This window comes from Robinsoniella peoriensis, from assembly GCF_000797495.1.
Classification (GTDB): Bacteria; Bacillota; Clostridia; order Lachnospirales; family Lachnospiraceae; genus Robinsoniella; species Robinsoniella peoriensis.
Genome location: NZ_JTGN01000014.1, coordinates 127,054 through 145,314, shown reverse-complemented (window position 1 = coordinate 145,314; position 18,261 = coordinate 127,054). Strand labels below are relative to the sequence as shown.

Annotated in this window: 19 protein-coding genes and 1 tRNA gene; 17 read left to right on the top strand and 3 right to left on the bottom strand. The window is 38.7% G+C overall.

Features of this window, described 5'->3' with window-relative positions:
* Window positions 1–14: 14 nt before the first annotated feature.
* The 11 genes from serC to QR40_RS24020 all read left to right on the top strand — a co-directional run bounded on the left by serC (window position 15) and on the right by QR40_RS24020 (window position 11,423).
* The gene (serC, locus tag QR40_RS24065) at window positions 15–1,097 is read left to right on the top strand and encodes a 3-phosphoserine/phosphohydroxythreonine transaminase (protein ID WP_027294778.1); all 1,083 of its coding nucleotides are present in this window, start codon (window positions 15–17) and stop codon (window positions 1,095–1,097) included.
* A gap of 1 nt (window position 1,098) precedes the next feature.
* The gene (locus QR40_RS24060) at window positions 1,099–2,262 is read left to right on the top strand and encodes a phosphoglycerate dehydrogenase (RefSeq protein ID WP_027294777.1); all 1,164 of its coding nucleotides are present in this window, start codon (window positions 1,099–1,101) and stop codon (window positions 2,260–2,262) included.
* Window positions 2,263–2,350: 88 nt separating this feature from the next.
* A complete protein-coding gene (locus QR40_RS31945) occupies window positions 2,351–2,512 on the top strand; it encodes a hypothetical protein (RefSeq protein WP_156042936.1) in 162 nt (53 codons plus the stop codon).
* Window positions 2,500–3,735: a DUF1015 domain-containing protein gene (locus QR40_RS24055; RefSeq protein ID WP_027294776.1), complete on the top strand. Its 1,236-nt coding sequence runs from the start codon at window positions 2,500–2,502 to the stop codon at window positions 3,733–3,735. The genes QR40_RS31945 and QR40_RS24055 overlap by 13 nt, the downstream gene beginning before the upstream one ends.
* An 82-nt stretch (window positions 3,736–3,817) precedes the next feature.
* Window positions 3,818–6,346: a 1,4-alpha-glucan branching protein GlgB gene (glgB, locus tag QR40_RS24050; protein ID WP_081999033.1), complete on the top strand. Its 2,529-nt coding sequence runs from the start codon at window positions 3,818–3,820 to the stop codon at window positions 6,344–6,346.
* A gap of 36 nt (window positions 6,347–6,382) precedes the next feature.
* Window positions 6,383–7,264 (top strand): mechanosensitive ion channel family protein, encoded by an 882-nt coding sequence (locus QR40_RS24045; RefSeq protein WP_242849116.1) that lies wholly within the window; start codon window positions 6,383–6,385, stop codon window positions 7,262–7,264.
* A 110-nt stretch (window positions 7,265–7,374) separates the two neighbouring features.
* The gene (locus QR40_RS24040; RefSeq protein ID WP_242849185.1) at window positions 7,375–7,692 is read left to right on the top strand and encodes a metal-sensing transcriptional repressor; all 318 of its coding nucleotides are present in this window, start codon (window positions 7,375–7,377) and stop codon (window positions 7,690–7,692) included.
* A 45-nt stretch (window positions 7,693–7,737) separates the two neighbouring features.
* A complete protein-coding gene (locus tag QR40_RS24035) occupies window positions 7,738–8,481 on the top strand; it encodes an SIR2 family NAD-dependent protein deacylase (RefSeq protein WP_044297095.1) in 744 nt (247 codons plus the stop codon).
* 40 nt (window positions 8,482–8,521) lie between these two features.
* Entirely contained in the window at window positions 8,522–9,775 is a 1,254-nt protein-coding gene (locus QR40_RS24030; protein WP_044297094.1) for an LCP family protein, read from the top strand.
* 225 nt (window positions 9,776–10,000) lie between these two features.
* Window positions 10,001–11,278 (top strand): hypothetical protein, encoded by a 1,278-nt coding sequence (locus tag QR40_RS24025; RefSeq protein WP_044297093.1) that lies wholly within the window; start codon window positions 10,001–10,003, stop codon window positions 11,276–11,278.
* Between the two features lie 72 nt (window positions 11,279–11,350).
* A tRNA-Thr gene (locus QR40_RS24020) sits at window positions 11,351–11,423 on the top strand.
* Window positions 11,424–11,478: 55 nt separating this feature from the next.
* On the opposite strand, the gene QR40_RS24015 is transcribed toward QR40_RS24020, so the two are convergent.
* Window positions 11,479–11,880, bottom strand: a complete 402-nt coding sequence (locus tag QR40_RS24015) for a hypothetical protein (protein WP_044297092.1) — start codon at window positions 11,878–11,880, stop codon at window positions 11,479–11,481.
* Between the two features lie 453 nt (window positions 11,881–12,333).
* Between QR40_RS24015 and QR40_RS24010 the strand changes: the two genes are divergently transcribed.
* Both QR40_RS24010 and QR40_RS24005 read left to right on the top strand, forming a co-directional pair.
* On the top strand, window positions 12,334–12,942 hold the full coding sequence (locus QR40_RS24010) for a hypothetical protein (protein WP_044297091.1): 609 nt from the start codon (window positions 12,334–12,336) through the stop codon (window positions 12,940–12,942).
* Between the two features lie 621 nt (window positions 12,943–13,563).
* Window positions 13,564–13,938: a hypothetical protein gene (locus QR40_RS24005; RefSeq protein WP_044297089.1), complete on the top strand. Its 375-nt coding sequence runs from the start codon at window positions 13,564–13,566 to the stop codon at window positions 13,936–13,938.
* A gap of 590 nt (window positions 13,939–14,528) precedes the next feature.
* Here QR40_RS24005 and QR40_RS23995 read toward each other — a convergent pair.
* Together QR40_RS23995 and QR40_RS23990 are read right to left on the bottom strand one after the other, a co-directional pair.
* On the bottom strand, window positions 14,529–14,888 hold the full coding sequence (locus QR40_RS23995) for a hypothetical protein (protein ID WP_027294770.1): 360 nt from the start codon (window positions 14,886–14,888) through the stop codon (window positions 14,529–14,531).
* 78 nt (window positions 14,889–14,966) lie between these two features.
* Window positions 14,967–15,461: an MGMT family protein gene (locus QR40_RS23990; protein WP_044297088.1), complete on the bottom strand. Its 495-nt coding sequence runs from the start codon at window positions 15,459–15,461 to the stop codon at window positions 14,967–14,969.
* Window positions 15,462–15,634: 173 nt separating this feature from the next.
* Between QR40_RS23990 and QR40_RS23985 the strand changes: the two genes are divergently transcribed.
* The 4 genes from QR40_RS23985 to QR40_RS23970 all read left to right on the top strand — a co-directional run bounded on the left by QR40_RS23985 (window position 15,635) and on the right by QR40_RS23970 (window position 18,161).
* Window positions 15,635–15,925 (top strand): phage holin family protein, encoded by a 291-nt coding sequence (locus QR40_RS23985; RefSeq protein ID WP_027294768.1) that lies wholly within the window; start codon window positions 15,635–15,637, stop codon window positions 15,923–15,925.
* Window positions 15,926–16,257: 332 nt separating this feature from the next.
* Window positions 16,258–16,653: a hypothetical protein gene (locus QR40_RS23980; RefSeq protein ID WP_200889768.1), complete on the top strand. Its 396-nt coding sequence runs from the start codon at window positions 16,258–16,260 to the stop codon at window positions 16,651–16,653.
* A 22-nt stretch (window positions 16,654–16,675) separates the two neighbouring features.
* Window positions 16,676–17,524 carry a DUF5685 family protein gene (locus QR40_RS23975; protein ID WP_044297087.1) on the top strand — a complete coding sequence of 283 codons (849 nt, stop codon included), beginning with the start codon at window positions 16,676–16,678 and terminating at the stop codon, window positions 17,522–17,524.
* Window positions 17,508–18,161, top strand: a complete 654-nt coding sequence (locus QR40_RS23970; RefSeq protein ID WP_044297116.1) for a DnaJ domain-containing protein — start codon at window positions 17,508–17,510, stop codon at window positions 18,159–18,161. Before QR40_RS23975 ends, QR40_RS23970 begins: the two co-directional genes overlap by 17 nt.
* Window positions 18,162–18,261: the final 100 nt, after the last annotated feature.

Here is an 18,261-nt window from a genome sequence, read left to right as displayed (position 1 = left end):
AGGAGGAAACAAAAGTGAGCAGAGTGTACAATTTTTCAGCGGGTCCGGCAGTATTACCGGAAGAAGTACTTAAGGAAGCAGCAGCAGAGATGCTGGACTATAAGGGGTCCGGAATGTCCGTAATGGAAATGAGTCACCGATCTCAGGTTTTTGATGAAATTATCTGCGAAGCAGAACAGGATTTACGTGATCTGATGAAGATACCGGACAATTATAAGGTACTGTTTTTGCAGGGCGGTGCGTCACAGCAGTTTGCCATGATACCAATGAATCTTATGAAGAATAAAGTTGCAGATTACATTGTTACCGGCCAGTGGGCAAAGAAAGCTTACCAGGAAGCACAGAAGTACGGCAAAGCGAATAAAATTGCTACTTCTGAGGATAAAACATTTTCCTATATTCCTGACTGCTCTGATTTACCAATCAGTGAAGACGCAGATTATGTATATATCTGTGAAAATAACACAATTTACGGGACGAAGTTTAAGACCTTGCCAAATACAAAGGGTAAGACTCTGGTAGCAGATGTTTCTTCCTGTTTCTTATCAGAACCGGTAGATGTGACAAAATATGGAATTATTTATGGCGGCGTTCAGAAAAATATCGGTCCTGCAGGTATGGTAATCGTTATCATCCGGGAAGATCTGATTACGGAAGATACTCTTCCTGGAACACCAACCATGCTGCAGTATAAGACACATGCAGATGCAAAATCTCTGTACAATACACCAAACAGCTACTGCATTTATATGTGCGGCAAAGTCTTCAAATGGCTGAAGAAAATGGGCGGTTTGGATGCAATGAAATTACATAATGAAAAGAAAGCAGCAATCCTCTATGATTTCCTGGATAACAGCAGATTATTCAAAGGAACGGTAGTGAAAGAGGACCGTTCTCTTATGAACGTTCCATTTGTTACCGGAAATGACGAGTTAGATGCGAAGTTTGTAAAAGCAGCAAAAGCAGCAGGATTTGAGAACCTGAAAGGTCACAGATCCGTGGGTGGTATGAGAGCCAGCATCTATAATGCAATGCCAATAGAAGGTGTTGAAAAATTAGTGGAATTTATGAAGAAATTCGAAGAGGAGAACCTGTAATATGTTGAAATATAATTGTTTAAATCCCATCGCTGAAGCGGGGACCTGCCTGTTTACAGAGAACTATGAAAAAGTGGATAATTATCAGGATGCAGATGCTATATTGGTAAGAAGTGCGGCAATGCATGATATGGAATTTCCGGAAACCATTGAAGCGATTGCAAGAGCCGGAGCCGGAGTAAATAATATCCCCCTTGACAAATGCGCAGATCAGGGTATTGTAGTATTTAATACACCGGGAGCAAATGCAAATGGTGTTAAGGAACTGGTAATTGCCGGTATGTTATTAGCTGCTCGTGACATTGTAGGCGGTGTAAACTGGGTTCAGTCTGAAAGACAGAACGAGTTAATTGCAAAAGCGACGGAAAAGGAAAAGAAAAACTTTGCCGGATCGGAAATACAGGGAAAAAAACTGGGTATTATCGGTCTTGGAGCAATTGGTGTAGCTGTTGCAAATGCAGCAACACATCTTGGAATGGAAGTTTACGGATATGATCCGTACATTTCGGTAGATGCAGCATGGAACCTCTCCAGAAGCATTAAGCATATCCAGCAGGTGGATGATATTTACAAAGAATGTGATTATATTACCATTCATGTTCCGCTGATGGATGCCACAAAGAAGATGATCAATCAGGATGCAATTGCATTAATGAAAGATGGCGTTGTAATTTTGAACTTTGCCAGAGATCTGCTGGTAGATGAAGATGCTATGGTAACTTCTCTGCGTACAGGTAAGGTAAAGAAATATGTAACGGATTTCCCAAATCCGACTACAGCAGGAGAAAAGGGATGCCTGGTAATTCCTCACCTTGGTGCATCCACTGAAGAATCAGAAGAAAATTGTGCAATCATGGCAGTCAAACAGTTAAAGGATTATCTGGAAAACGGTAACATCAAAAACGCCGTAAATTATCCAAACTGTAATATGGGTGAATGTTCCCATGTATGCCGTATTGCAATTAATCACAGAAATACCAAGAATATGATCGGACAGTTTGCATCCGTTCTTGGTTCCGCAGATCTGAACATTGCCAATATGACGAATACAAGTAAGGGTGATTATGCATATTCGTTATTTGATTTAGATACCCATCTTCCGGAGGCCGTAAGGGATACTCTGAAGAATATCGAAGGCGTGCTGAAGGTTCGAGTGATTAAATAATGATTAACATAATTGTCGCAAAATGTGAGGTTTTGCGGCAATTTTTGTATCAGTAAAATAGTGATAAATCTGAGACAGGAGGTATTTTATGTTGTATCAGGTGAAAAAGGTTTTAAAGCCTGTGAGGGCAGCGAAAACAGTTGCCAGAGCGGTGAGAAAAAACCGCAGGGAATATGGGATATTGTGGGATAAATTACAGAAAGAATTACAGAAAATAATGAAAGGCAGGAAAAATTTATGGCAGAAGTAAAGGCATTTCGGGCAATCCGGCCAAGAGAAGACCTGGCATCGAAAATTGCGGCACTTCCGTATGATGTTTATAACAGGAAGGAAGCAAAAGAGGAAGTTGAAAAGGAGCCCTATAGTTTTCTGAAAATTGACCGTGCAGAAACACAGTTTCCGGATGAGGTGGATACCTATGATCCGTGTGTATATCAGAAAGCCCATGATATTTTGTGGCAGATGAAAGAGGACGGGGAATTTGTTCAGGATGAGTCATGCTGTTATTATCTCTATGAGCTGGTCATGGATGGCAGGTCACAGACAGGTATTGTTGCCTGCGCTTCCATCGATGATTATATGAGCGGGGTGATTAAAAAGCATGAGAATACCAGAGCAGATAAAGAACAGGACCGTATCCGCCATGTAGACAGCTGTGATGCCCAGACGGGGCCGATCTTCCTGGCTTACCGTAAAAATGAGGTGTTGAAAAAGCTGGTCTTACAGGGGAAAACAGAAGAACCTGTTTTCGATTTTGAATCACCGGATGGGATTATCCACAGAGGATGGAAAATAGGGGATGCAAAACTGATCCGGGAGATTGAGGAAGCATTTGGAAAGGTTGGGCATATATACATAGCGGACGGGCATCACCGTGCAGCATCAGCTGTAAAAGTTGGTTTAAAGCGCAGAGAAGCTTATCCGGACTATGACGGTTCAGAAGAATTCAATTATTTCCTATCGGTTTTATTTTCAGAAGAAGAACTTATGATTCTGGATTACAACCGGGTTGTAATGGATTTAAATGGAATGACCGTAGAAGAGTTCAGGAAAAAGGCGGCAGAGAAATTTGACATCCAAAAATCTGAAGTACCGGTAAAGCCGGAAGCAAAGGGCATTTTAGGTATGTATTTAACAGATGGATGGTACCGCCTGCAGGTGAAACCGGAATACCGCACGGAAGATCCGGTAAAAGGCCTGGATGTATCTGTTCTGCAGGATGAGCTATTACATCCGGTGCTTGGAATCGGAGATCCCAAAACGGATAAAAGAATTGATTTTGTTGGCGGAATCCGCGGGCTTGCAGAGCTGGAAATGAGAGTGAAAGAGTGTGGCGGTGTGGCATTTTCCATGTATCCTACATCCATTGGGGAACTGTTTGCAGTGGCAGATGCCGGGCTCCTGATGCCTCCAAAATCTACCTGGTTTGAACCCAAACTCAGAAGCGGATTGTTTATCCACAGCCTTACGTAAAACCGCGGGTACAGTTTTAGTTCCATTCATAAGATAAATGTGGTAAAATAGCCATATAGAAATGGGACAAGGAGGGTATGCTATGAATGAAAAATTATACGAATTAATGGATTGGGCAGCAATTGAGGCAATTGTTTATTCAGAAGAGGACAATCCCCATTCATTATTGGGAGCACATCTTACAGAAGAAGGCGTATTAATACAGGCATTTATTCCACAGGCAGTTCAGGTTGCCGTGAGCATAGATGGGGTGAAAAAAGAGTACGGGATGGAACTGGAAGATGAGGCGGGGTACTTTGCAGTCTTGATACCAAGAAAGAGCATTCCTGATTATACGTTTAAAATTACCTATGATACCGGAGAAACGGCAGAGATAAAAGATCCGTATGCGTTTGCACCGCAGATTACGGAAAAGGAAACGAAAAAGTTCAATGCAGGAATCTGCTATGATATTTATGAAAAGCTGGGAGCCCATCCCATGACACTTGGAGGGACTGAAGGCGTGTACTTTGCAGTATGGGCACCTAATGCAGCCAGAGTCAGTGTCGTAGGCGATTTCAACTCATGGGATGGCAGGCGTTTTCCTATGAGAAGATTGTGGGACAGCGGAATTTTCGAACTTTTTATCCCAGGTGTAAAAGCAGGGGACATCTATAAATACGAAGTAAAAGCAAAAGGCGGGCTTACTTATTTGAAAGCCGATCCTTATGCCAATGCTGCGGAGCTAAGGCCAAACAATGCATCTGTAGTGGCTGATCTTCGTGGTTTTAAATGGACAGACGATGCCTGGCTTGCGAAAAGAAAGAAAACAGATACCAAAAAAGAACCCATGGCTGTTTATGAAATGCATTTGGGTTCCTGGAGACGCCCTGAGGAAGAAGGAAGGGATTTCTTTAACTACAGGGAACTGGCACCTCAGATCGCAGAATATATCAAAGAAATGGGATATACCCATATTGAACTGATGCCGATTATGGAACATCCTTTTGATGGTTCCTGGGGCTATCAGGTAACCGGCTATTATGCACCAACCAGCCGTTATGGAACACCCGAAGATTTTATGTTCTTCATGGATTATATGCATCAACAGGGAATTGGTGTAATTCTGGACTGGGTTCCGGCACATTTTCCAAGAGATACTTTTGGACTTTGTACTTTCGATGGAACGTGCCTATATGAACATCTGGATCCAAGACAGGGATCACATCCTCACTGGGGCACGCTGATTTACAACTACGGGCGCCCGGAAGTAAGGAATTTCCTGATTGCAAATGCGATGTTCTGGGCAGAAAAATATCACGTTGACGGAATCCGCATGGATGCGGTAGCCTCCATGCTCTATCTGGATTATGGCAAAAACGATGGCGAATGGGTTGCCAATATGTATGGCGGCAATGAGAATCTGGAAGCTGTAGAATTTTTCAAACAGCTCAATGGGGCTTTTAAGAAAAAAGAAGGCGGAGCGATTCTCATCGCGGAAGAATCAACGGCATGGCCGAAGATTACTTCTCCGCTGGAAGATGACGGACTGGGATTTGATTATAAATGGAATATGGGCTGGATGAATGATTTTATCCACTACATGTCCCTTGATCCGCTGTTTCGGGGCGGACATCATGGGGAATTGACTTTCAGTATGGTATATGCTTACAGCGAAGACTTTGTTTTAACACTTTCCCATGATGAAGTGGTCCATGGCAAAGCTTCTATGATCGGCAAAATGCCGGGGGAACCAGAAAGCCAGTTCGCCAATCTGAGGGCCGCTTACGGATATATGATGGCACATCCCGGTAAAAAACTTTTATTTATGGGCCAGGAATTTGCACAGTATTCTGAATGGTCGGAGGAAAAAGAGCTGGAGTGGGACATGCTGGATGTCAAACAGCATAAACAGATGCAGGATTATGTAAAAGCATTAAATGCATTTTATGCGAAGAACCCGGCACTTTATCAGCTGGATTATGATCCGAAAGGGTTTGAATGGATTAATAATATATCTGCAAATGAAAACATGCTGGTATTTACCAGAAATACACGCAAGAAGGATGAAATGCTGTTAATCGTTTGTAATTTTTCACCGCTTGTTTATGAAAATCATAAAATCGGGGTTCCTTACCCTGGTAAGTACAAAGAGATATTTAACAGTGACAGAAAAGAATTCGGCGGTACCGGAATGGTGAATCCACGTGTGAAGCCTTCTAAAAAAGAGGAATGCGATGACCGTCCAAATTCCATTTCCATAAAAGTTCCTCCAATGGGGGTTTCAATTTTCTCTTACACCAGAGCGGTGGAGAAAAAGGCTGAACAAAAGCCTGTAAAAACCAAGGCAAAGAAAAGTAATTTAAAGGAAGAACTTCAGAAGAAAATCGAAGAAGCAGAAAGTCAGAGCGCAGTACAGGCCGTGGAACCGGCAGTGTCTGTTAAGTCTGAGATATTGAAGCCGGTTGAAGTGAAAATAGAAAAATTAGAGCCGGTGGAGACAAAAAAGTTATCAAAAGCAGCAAAGAAAACTGTTGTAAAGAAAACGGCTGTAAAGAAAACTGCTGTAAAGAAAACGGCTGGCACTGCCAGAGCAAAAAAGAAACAGGGTGCAGATAAAGATCAGAAATAATAGATCAGAATTAAAAGAGATGAAAGGGTAATTAAAATGGAAGACACAATTGCGGATCAGGTAGAGAAGGCGAATGCTGTTGTAAAATATTTTGAGCAGAAACTTCCGGGTATCGCCGACTTTGGAATAAAAATCTTAATTGCCCTGCTTGTATTTTTTATTGGAAGTAAGATGATAAAGTGGATGTTAAAGCTTCTGAAAAAACCATTCCTGCGTGCAGGTTTGGAGGAAGGTTCCGTACATTTCCTTAATTCACTGGTAAAGGCAATTCTCTATATATTGTTAGTATCGGGAATTGCAACTTATCTGGGAGTAAAAGAGGCTTCCATAGCGGCATTATTAGGTTCTATGGGTGTGGGTATTGTCCTGGCACTTAAGGAATCGCTGGGTAATCTGGCAGGAGGATTTATTCTCCTGCTGATGAAGCCGTTCAGTATAGGTGATTATATCAAAGAAGATGTGAATGACAATGAAGGTACGGTCAGTAAGATAGATTTATTCTATACCACCTTACTGACACCGGACAACCGGACAATCAGCATACCGAATGGTTCATTATCCAATACAAGCCTGACGAATTTATCAAGGCAAAGCAAAAGGCAGCTGAGACTGGTGATCGGCATATCTTATAAAGCTGATATCAGAAAGGCGAAAGAGATACTGGAGGAAATCCTGAATAACGATATTGCAATATTAAAGGAAGAACCGATAGAGATCTTTGTGGATAATCTGGCTGCCAGCAGCGTGGAATTAGGTTTTCGCTCCTGGGTTAAACCGGAGGATTACTGGCCGGCAAGATGGAGAATCATGGAGCGTGTAAAATATGCGTTTGACCAGGAAGATATTAACATTCCCTATAACCAATTAGACGTTACAATAAAAAATGCAGAGGTACAAAACGAGATAAACAGGAGGTAACTGTAATGGCAGTATCAAGAGAAACGGATGAAGAAAGGAATAGCGAAGCACAGGAACATCTGTCCGGAGCCCATACACATGTAAGGGAGGATGGGACTGTGTATGAACATATGCATATGCATGTTCATGAAAATGAATCCGTTCCCCATTCTCATGGCCATGTACATTCCCATGAGAGTACAAAAGCGGTTATTAACCGTTTATCACGGGCAATCGGGCATCTGGAATCCATTAAGAGGATGGTAGAAAGCGGAAGGGACTGCAGTGAAGTCCTCATCCAGTTATCAGCGGTAAAAGCAGCAATTAACAATACAGGAAAGGTCATTCTGCACGACCACATTCAGCATTGCCTGATTGATGCAGTTGAGTCGGGCGATACACAGGCGATTGAAGAATTGAATAAAGCTATAGACCGTTTTATAAAATAAAATATCTTGCAATGTGCAGATTGCTTTTAGGAAAGGGATGAGTTTATGAAGATAGACTATTTAATCAAAGCAATACAGCAATCTGAATATCTGGTGGCCCTTGGCGGCTTGAATATGATGCGAGAGGTAGGGATTTCTCATTATCACGACAAAGATGAGGCCTATCGAATTGAAAGAAAGTATGGGTACTCTCCGGAAGAATTATTTTCTGCCCGTTGCTTTGCAACCAATCCGGAAAAATTTTATAATTACTATAAAGATGACATTCTGGCCACAAATGAAGAAGAACCAGGACCTGCATACTATGCACTGGCAAAACTGGAGGCTATGGGACGATTAAAATATATTATCACAAGAGAAATATATAACCTTCCACAGCGGGCAGGATGCAAAAAAGTCATTAACCTTCATGGAAACATCTATGAAAATAATCATTGCCCGCGATGTTTAAAGCAATTTACACTGGATTATATTAAAAAAGCAGAGGGTGTTCCTTTTTGCGATGAATGTAATATTCCGCTTCATCCGGGGGTCCGTCTGGTAGGAGAAATGGTGGATAACCATGTAATGAGTAAGGCAGCTGAAGAAGTGGCAAAAGCAGATGTACTGCTGGTACTTGGATTACATCTGAAAACAGAATTATGCAGAGAGTGCATACAATATTTTCAGGGTCAAAGGTTAATTTTAATAAATTCCCAGGAACATTATGCTGACAATGTAGCAGATATGGTGTATCATGACAATGTGCAGACATTCTTTCCAAATGTAGTGGATATGATTCAACTGTGACAGAAAATAAAATACGGGATTATAAAGGAGCATTAATCCAATGGACAAAGAAAAAGTGGATAAAGAAGATCCAGGTTATAAGAAACGCAAGAAAAGAAAGATTCTGATTATCGTAGGAGTAATTCTACTTTTGATTGCAGCGGCAGTGGCAATTGCATATTCTTATGTACAAAGTAAGTTGGGGAAAATACAGTCCAGCGAGATGAATATGGATGAAGTAGTTGTAAATGAAGAACTGGAAACGAATAAAGTTATAAAAGGATATACGAATATAGCACTCTTTGGGCTGGATACCAGAGATGAAGATCTCTCCAGGGCAAACAGTGATGCAATTATAATTGCCAGTATTAATAACGACACAAAAGAAGTAAAACTGGTATCTATTTACCGTGATACGTACTTATACATTGGTGGAGATTTATACAGAAAAGCAAATGCTGCTTATGCAAATGGCGGAGCGGAAAGGGCTGTATCTACCTTAAATGAAAACTTTGATTTGAAAATTCAGGATTATATATCCGTTGATTTTAATGCATTGGCAGAGATCGTGGATTTATTGGGCGGTATAGAGCTGACAGTAGATGAAGCGGAGAGCGTGCATCTGAATAATTATTGTGTGGAAACTTCAGAAGTAACAGGCAAGAGCTACGAAAAACTTCCGGGTGCAGGTACTTATAATATGAATGGTGTTCAGGCAACTTCCTATTCCAGAATCCGTTATACCGCAGGAAATGATTTCAAGAGAACAGAACGGCAGCGGGAAGTAATTGAGAAAATCGTTGAAAAGGTGAAAAAGGCTGATGTAGGGACATTGAATAAAATCATGGATGGAGTATTTCCAATGATTCGCACCAGCATGTCCCAGTCTGAGATGATATCTATGGGAATGGGAATGCTGTCCTATAATATATCAGAAACAATTGGATTCCCATACGATCATAAGACAGGCGGTAAGGGTGGATCAGGAGATGATGAAATTCCTCAGACACTGGAAAGTAATGTAGTAAAACTTCACGAATTTCTGTTTGGTACAAAGGATTATAATCCTTCAGCCAGAGTCAAAGATCTGAGTGAAAAGATTCAGAAACTCACCGGAGTAGGCCCAAAAGAAGAATCTACAGAGAAAACTACAGAGAAATCATCTGAAAATTCATCAGAAACATCATCCGGAGATACAACGGAAGATTCCAGTGAAAAGACTACAAAAGAATCGGTTAGTAAAGGTTCGGGAAAATCATCGATAAAAGGGACCACTGCTGAGACAGAGTCAGAATCAGAGTCAGAAACAGAATAAGAAACAGAATAAGAACGGTTTTTATATTAAATCTGACCCATAAATATACAATAGCCTCTACGTAATAAACTATTTAAATGCAGATTACTGTACCCACGGTAAGCTGCATTTTTATTTGGTGTTTGTAACGATATCATTGCGGTCAGAGCCAAAATGCGTTATACTCATGGTAAAAGATACCAGTTCAGTTTACCTCGCTGTTAAGCTGGGATAGGGAGAGATGAGATGAAAGATAATCTATGGAATGCATTGGTTCATCCAGACAGGATAGAAAAACTTCACATACCGGATTCAGTCGCGGATGCTAATTTAAAGGCTTGGAGATATAGAAGACGCTATGAGTATATAATGCTTTTTAGTTCTTATGTTGTGTTTGAGATACTTACATATATATTTCGTGAGACACCAAGTAAATCAACAAAATGGTTAGTAATAATACTCCTTCCTTCTATAATAGTCTGTATTTGTGATGCGGCTTATAACTGTTATAGCGGATTTCCCGATAAATCAGATGTAGGAACAAGAAATCTGATCGGATTAGTATTCTGCTATTTTATAGGCATAATGGTTTTTTGGCTGCTGTTATATACTTTGAAAATATTTGAAGGACCAAATGGAACCAGGCTAAGCTTTTTAGCCGGTATAACTGCAGGTACGGCAGCAGCGTTGTTTGTATATGCTGATATGGCAATCATTTATCACCAGTATTTAAAGAGGATCAGGATAGGTGTAACCGACAAACAGATCCTTGTAACCAAGGTGATTTTCAGTATTTGTACAGGTGTTTTAGTGGTTCTCTTTTTAGCACTTTTTTTGTATCCTCTCCTGTCAGTAGAACTGGAGGACCATACTTATCAGACTGAGGTTGATCAAATTAACCGGGGAATAGAAAGTTATAATAATTTGAATAAGTTTAAGATTAAGGGATCTGAAAATATCCAATATGATAATGGAAAAATTGAGACTTTGGAAGGCACAGTTTGGAGCAGCAGCACATCAGATGGAACTAAGAGCGTTTCCAGCCTCTGGGACAATGAAGTATATACAAAAGACCATCCACAGATTGTATCTGATATATATAACGATGAGAAAGAAGAAATGAAGATTTATATTCAGGGGCAGGGCTGGGTGGAATTTTCTGACTTGCCGGAAGATAATGAACTATTAAAAGATGGGATGGAATTGTATCTCAAAAATGGTTTGCTTGATTTGCAAGGGAGAGACATAAAAAATATATCAGTGAAAATGGATGGGGATTATATGGTATATACAGTTTTGTACAAAGATAATGCAGTAACATTAAATTTTGGAGATGTGGAAATAGAGCCCCAAAAAGATGTTTATTGGATAAATAAGTCCAATATTCTGGAGAAGTGGATACTGTCCCAGAAGGTATCCGGTGGTTCCGAAGAAGGGAATTCAATAGAAAACAGAGAGTACCGGCTGTTGGATTATAATTCCAGTGAAATAGAAAAAGAGATAGAAGAATTTTTGAAGAAATAGTAAAAAAAGCTTGCAAAATTCCAAGAATTTGTATATAATAATTTAGGTCGGTGGTTGAAATTTCAACCACATGCTTCTGTGGCTCAGCTGGTAGAGCGCCGCATTCGTAATGCGTAGGTCGCCGGTTCAAATCCGGCCAGGAGCTTTGAGAAACCCTTGAATTTCAAGGGTTTTTTGTTGTTTTAAAATAAAATATGCAATTATACAGCAATCCATTGAGTGAATACAAAATTATTATCGAAATCTTTCCCACGTAATCCAATCCACTGACTACCTATTTCCAAAGCAGTTTGCTTCTGTTGTGATTTAAGTTGTTTTGCGGCTGCCATAACCAATGGTGGAACGATACAAGGAGCCATATCTTTCAAGAACAGTTTGGACAATTCTTCGAGAGTCATCCGTTCTCCTCTGATATTTCTTCCATCTTTAACAGCACGTTCAAAATCCACAACAAATTCGTTTAAAGTAGTTTCTATTTGCCTCTTTGTCATCCCGGGAGCAGGAGTGAATGTATCTTTTTCTAAGATTTGTTTGCCATTAACATCCCGGCCATTACTTACAGTTACTCGGTATGAGTTCCCTCTTTTTTCGATGCTTCCCATTGTATCATCTCCTTATTTTTGGGTATAAAAAATACACCCTGGCAAATTTCAAGGATGTATGATACAGCAGACGCTCAAGCAAGAAAAGTATTGTCATAGCAAAATATACATGCTATAATAAAATAATAAATTAGCCATAGCTAACCCAAAGCAGTTCAGACTTTGCAATATTGTAATAATTCTTCAAAGATAAGGGAGGTGATGAGATATTAAAAGAAAGTATATTGCAATTGGATTGATGATAATCGGTATTGTAATTATTTTGTTTTCGTACACTATAGCGGAAAATCTTGTATATTTGTTGATGCAAAGGAATGGGGGAACAATGGATACCAATAATTATATGTTAGCAATGTTAAATTATGCAGAAAATTGTAGAATTATTGGATTGATTTTGGCTCTTCCATCAGCATTTTACATGTTAAGAGGATTTCTGGAAAAGGGGGATATTTCATGAGAACTTTAAAAAAAATTATTATGTTGGTATTTTGTATATTTATGATAATTAATTCAAAAAATGTTGCTTTAGCATCCGATAATATTGACGAACAACCAGATACTATTATTGAGACCAAAAAAATATATAACACCATTCCGTTAGATGATGTTTCGGAAGAAAATGAAATAAACTCTTTGTTCAAAAAAGGCAGTCGTCCGAAAAAATGGGTTGTTTATGATGTTAAAATTAAAAATGCAGAATGGACAGATACATCTCAAAAGCTCGTTGTTGTAAAAGCTGTTAATGGATCATCTGTTACTGCTAGCGCAACAGCAACTAAGTCAGGAACATGGAACGCTAATGTAAGTGTTTCTAAGGGAACAGTAAGTGCTGCAATAGGCTACAGTGCAACTCAGTCCTTTTCTATCTCTGGTTCTGCTACTGGAAATATTCCAAAAGGCTATAAACTTGCCACAGCAAGAGCCTATCCTATTTATGAAGTACGTTCTTTTAAAGTAAAACTGGTACATAGTCTTCTTCCATCAACTATTTACAAAAAAGGGAGTGGAACAGCAAAGAAGCCAATCGGCATTGACATCAGATTTGAATATAAGAAAAAATAACATTCATCTGAACGCTTTAGGTAAGTTGGAATATACTACAATAGCCCTGGGGATCATCCCAGGGCTAAAGATTACTTATATACGGGTATAGCCCAGATATGGAGTCTGGGCTTAGGTATGTAAAATATTATTCCTTCCTTATACAGTGCGTTTAAATTCAAGCTTGCATATGGGTAACAAATGGGTAACAAAGTTATAAAAAGTTACAGAAAACAGTAAAGATAAAAAGATATATTATCTCCATAATCCAGTAATAATAAGGGATATTACTAAATACAGAAAAATGTAAAAAGTAATTTTTGTGATTCGTAATGCGTAGGTCGCCGGTTCAAATCCGGCCAGGAGCTTTGAAAAACCCTTGAATTTCAAGGATTTTTTGTTGTTTTAAGAATAAATATTGGAATTAATGAGCTCTTGGGATTATATCCCTGCATTTACCTGAGTTTAGAACAAAAAAACAGGACTGAAAATTAAACTGAATATTATATCACAAATTTAAATATGTTTTATTAAAAAGTACCGAAAAGTCGATTATGTGTCATGAATAGAAGACTAACCTTGATTAAAACAAATATTTTTAGTATAATAAAGCAGAAGAATTAATAAAGAAAGGTGCATGACATGAAAGATGAACCGACTCTAAAAGAAAATGCAAATCCATATCAAGTATTACCTAGCCTGATATCGTATTTCTATGAACGGTCTAAACAGGTCTGTATGATTTTATATTTGAGCCATGTGAGAAATGCATGTGATAATATGACGATTACCAAACAGGCTATCTGTCATATTATGTGCATTAAGGATAATTTACTTGAAATTGTAAGTTTCGATAATGATATTTATAAGGAAATATTAAAACTTACTGATTGTATAGATAACATATCGAATAGTTTATTATCAGCTAAATATAAGAATATTGCTTATCATTTGAAGGAAGCAAAAAAACTGAAAGACAATTTGATTAATAAAATGTTTGCTATGGATATTATTTAAAATACAAACTCTGTTATATATCAATAAAGGGCTACGATGTTATAATGAAAGGATCCCTGTTGGGAGGATATAATCTCATTTACAATTATTATAGATGCTTCAGACAATTCTCTAAACGGATACTTTCTTACAACCCAATATTTTTATTTTTCCTTTTGCTGTAAAGCCTTTCACGGTATGTTTAAACTCATTACATACGCTGCATTCTGATGCATAATAGGTATATAAGAAGTATTCTTTTTGTAAATTAGTTCTATATTTATTATTGAAACAGTTTCTGCATATCTCTGAATTAATGAGCTGCTTTTTCAATTTCCATGGATTTATCATATCTCTCATTCTCCTTAGCACTATTTTTAATATTCATTGCCATAGTGTATTGATAGTTATACCAATAACAAATTACAAGAATAATACACTTTACCAGCATTTCTATTGCAGAATATTATAACTTATTTTTTATCTGTAAAGTTCTATGATGTATTAAAGAGTACGTTTGATGTAATGAAATTTTCTATAATAAAATACCCCTGGGGATTGCGTCCAGGGGCTAATACTGCAGGCAAACAAGAGATTTAGTTACATGCATTTTATTTGATTTCAATAAAATAGTGAATATCTACATTTTGCACAGTAATTGTCATAAAAGGATTGCCAAAGTTTTTTCTAACTTCTTTTGCAACATTTATGAATGATTCTCTAAAAATGTCACTATCTTTAACTTCTGAAGGATTTCTTGTTGTAGATACAATATATGCCGTTTCGCCTAGATTACACCCTCTTACTGTTCCACACACCAGGCTATTCACGTTTATGAGACTGGTTACAAATACGCCGGAGCTGAAATATTCTTTATTTGCACTTTCTTCCCATAAATGAGCAACAAATTCATTTGTATAATATTTAGTGTTAAGGCCATAAAATGTTACAATATACTTTTCTGTTATCATGATGCAACCAATTTAGAATTTCTTATTATATAGTATGACGGAGATATGTATTTAATACGCAGTAATCATAATATCGGATCAAACAGTCAGAATATCAGTTAAATGAAAAAGTGAGTTTTCATAGTTCTTAACATAATATTTTATGTTGGTTCTTCCTTTTTCAATAATGGTATGGCCCTCTTCTTCCAGTTTTTCTTTTTGTGCTTCCACCCCGCCCGGGTATTTTGCATTTAATTCCCCGTTTGCTTTTAGAGTCCTCCAATATGGGGTTTTATCATCTTTTCTCTGGTAACTGGCCCATGCTGCAATGGACACAAAGATTCCTGCGGTGATTGGCTCGGTGAAATCGGCTCCATTTGCTTTTGCAAAGTATGCCCGTATTTCACCAATCGTTAGAACTTTCCCGTAGGGGACAGCTTTCATCACATTGTCGTATGCGACAGGCGGAGCGAAATACATTCTGTTACCGCCATATTTTTCTATACTCTTCTGGTCAGTGATTGTCTGAAATTTGGGCATATCCTTCGCATCATTTAACATTGCATTAAAATCTTTTTTGTCTTCGTTTGGCATATCTACCACCTCCTGCTACAAGTATAATCTATTTTGCAACACCATGCAATGAGACGGTTTTAAATTATATATGGTATATTTTCATCAGCAGCGTAAATATGGAAAAGTGAATGCGGCACATGAGGAACAGTAGAAGCATATAAATAAATCATCATAGAGAGAGGGAGAGCAGTATGGATATTATGGATTATATAAAGCCGGGTCTGATTGTAGTTGCAATAATATTGTATTTTATTGGTATATGGCTGAAGCAGAGTACTTTGCTTCCGGATAAATTCATACCACTGGTGGTTGGTTTCATTGGAATCGTTATTTGCGGCATCTGGGTGGTTGCTACATCCACCTTTATAACAGGACAGGATATAGCTTTGGGCTTATTCACCGCAATTGTACAGGGTATATTGGTTGCAGGTTTGAGCACATATGTCAATCAGATTATCAAACAGATTAATAAACAGGAATAGCGGTCTTTATTTTGTTCCTGTATGAGTAAAATAAATATAAAATCCCCGGCACTGTGCCGGAGATGTAAATAACAATCAATTTTTTGGGAGTACCCCGCAGTTCTTGGGGAAGTCTGCGGAGCGCGAGTTGTGAAACGTACTAGATTTTTACCAATACGTAAAAATTCTACCATATTCTGCAAATTGTGACAAGAAAAATATTTTGCTAAATTCTTACATAAATCGACAAAGAAAACTGTTTACAAAAATTTTATGAATCCTTTATTGATTTAAATTTTCATACAACCTATAATACTATTAATGATGGAAATAATATTTAGGAGGATTTGGAAGTGAAGGAAAAGTTTCAGAGGTTTATGATGGGGCGGTATGGAGCTGATGAATTATCGAGATTTATGATAATTGTTGCTTTTGTCCTGGTGGTTTTATCAATTTTTATAAGAAGCGGATTGTTTTCCTGGGTTCCGTTGATTTTACTGGTTTTGATTTATGTGCGTATGTTTTCGAAGAATGTTCAGAGACGCTATGCGGAAAATCAGAAGTTTATGGAGTTAAAAGACAGGGTGACAGGATTATTTCACGGACAGAAAAAGCGTCTGGAACAGAGTAAAGATTTCCATATTTACAAATGTCCAAAGTGCAGACAGAAAATTCGTATCCCCCGGGGAAAAGGAAAAATTTCAATTACCTGCCCTAAATGCGGGGATCAGTTTGTAAAGAAGAGTTGATAGAAAAGCAGAGGATAGAGCGATGTTCGGATATGTGACGATTAATCAGGATGAAATTAAAATAAAGGATTATAAGACCTACCGGGCATACTATTGCGGACTGTGTAAGCGGTTAGGAAAGCAGTATGGAGTCAGGGGGAAGGTGCTGCTGACTTTTGACATGACTTTTCTGGGTCTTCTGTTATCAAGCCTTTATGAATCTCAGGGTGAGCTTAAAATGCAAAGGTGTGCGTTACATCCTACAAAAAAAGAATTGATAGCAGAAAATGAAATGCTGGATTATGCGGCGGATATGAATGTACTTCTTGCTTACCATAATTTTATGGATGACTGGTTTGATGACCATAATGCAGCCAAACTGACTCTTGCTAAAATGATACATAAGAAGTATAAAGAAACGGCAGAAAGATATCCCAGACAGCGCAGGGCAATACAAAGATATATGAAAAAGATGCGCGAGTGCGAGGTACGAAAAGAAAAAGATCTGGATGTGGCAGCGGGGCTTACCGGAACCGTATTAAAAGAGTTGTTTATGTATAAAAAAGATGAGTGGAAGGAACCTTTGGGTCAGATGGGCTTTTACCTGGGGAAATTCATCTATCTTATGGATGCTTATGAAGATGTGGAAAAGGACAAAAAGGCAGGAAATTATAACCCTTTGATACCAATGATGACTGATGCTGATTATGCCGGTAAATGTAAAGACATTATGATGTTGATGATGGCAGAATGCTCCAGAGCATTTGAGAGGTTGCCAATTTTAGAAAATGTTGATATACTAAGAAATATATTGTATTCCGGAGTTTGGGTGAAATACGAAAAAGTAACGAAGGAAAGAGCAGGAAATAAGAATGATAATGGATCCATATAAGGTGTTGGGAATTCCGTCTTCAGCATCTGATGATGAGGTAAAAAAAGCATACAGGAAATTGAGCAGGAGATATCATCCCGATGCAAACCTGAATAATCCCAACAAGGATCAGGCCGAAGAGAAATTTAAAGAGGTGCAGCAGGCTTACGACCAGATTATGAAGGAACGTACCGGCGGATATACTGGCGGATATAGCGGACAGAGCAGTCAGGGCTATGGACAGGGGCAGGGATTTGGCGGCTATGGCGGCGGTTTTGGTCAGCGCCAGTATGAAAGCGGCGAGCCAATTGAATATCAGGCAGCGGCAAATTATATTAATGCCGGCCATTTCCAGGAAGCTCTGAATGTTTTAAATAATATTTCACAGCGTAATGCCAAATGGTATTACCTGAGTGCACTTGCCAATGCTGGTATCGGCAATAATCTCAATGCAAAGGATTTTGCATCGAGAGCCGCTGCTTTGGAACCGAATAATTTCCAGTATCAACAGCTTAAGAGACAGTTGGAGTCCGGTGGGCAATGGTATCAGACCATGGGCAGCGGATATGGCGGAATGCCCCAGAATTTTGATACAAGCTGTTGTACACAGCTTTGCTGTATGAATATGTTGTGCGGCTGTTGCTGCAGACCATGCTGATATAGAAAGAGAAGGTGGGAATCCTTCTTTTTTTGTGCCATTAACAGGTCGGTAAATGATCAGGGAGAGTGGCTGGTCTGCTTGACAGATGAGAGGTTAA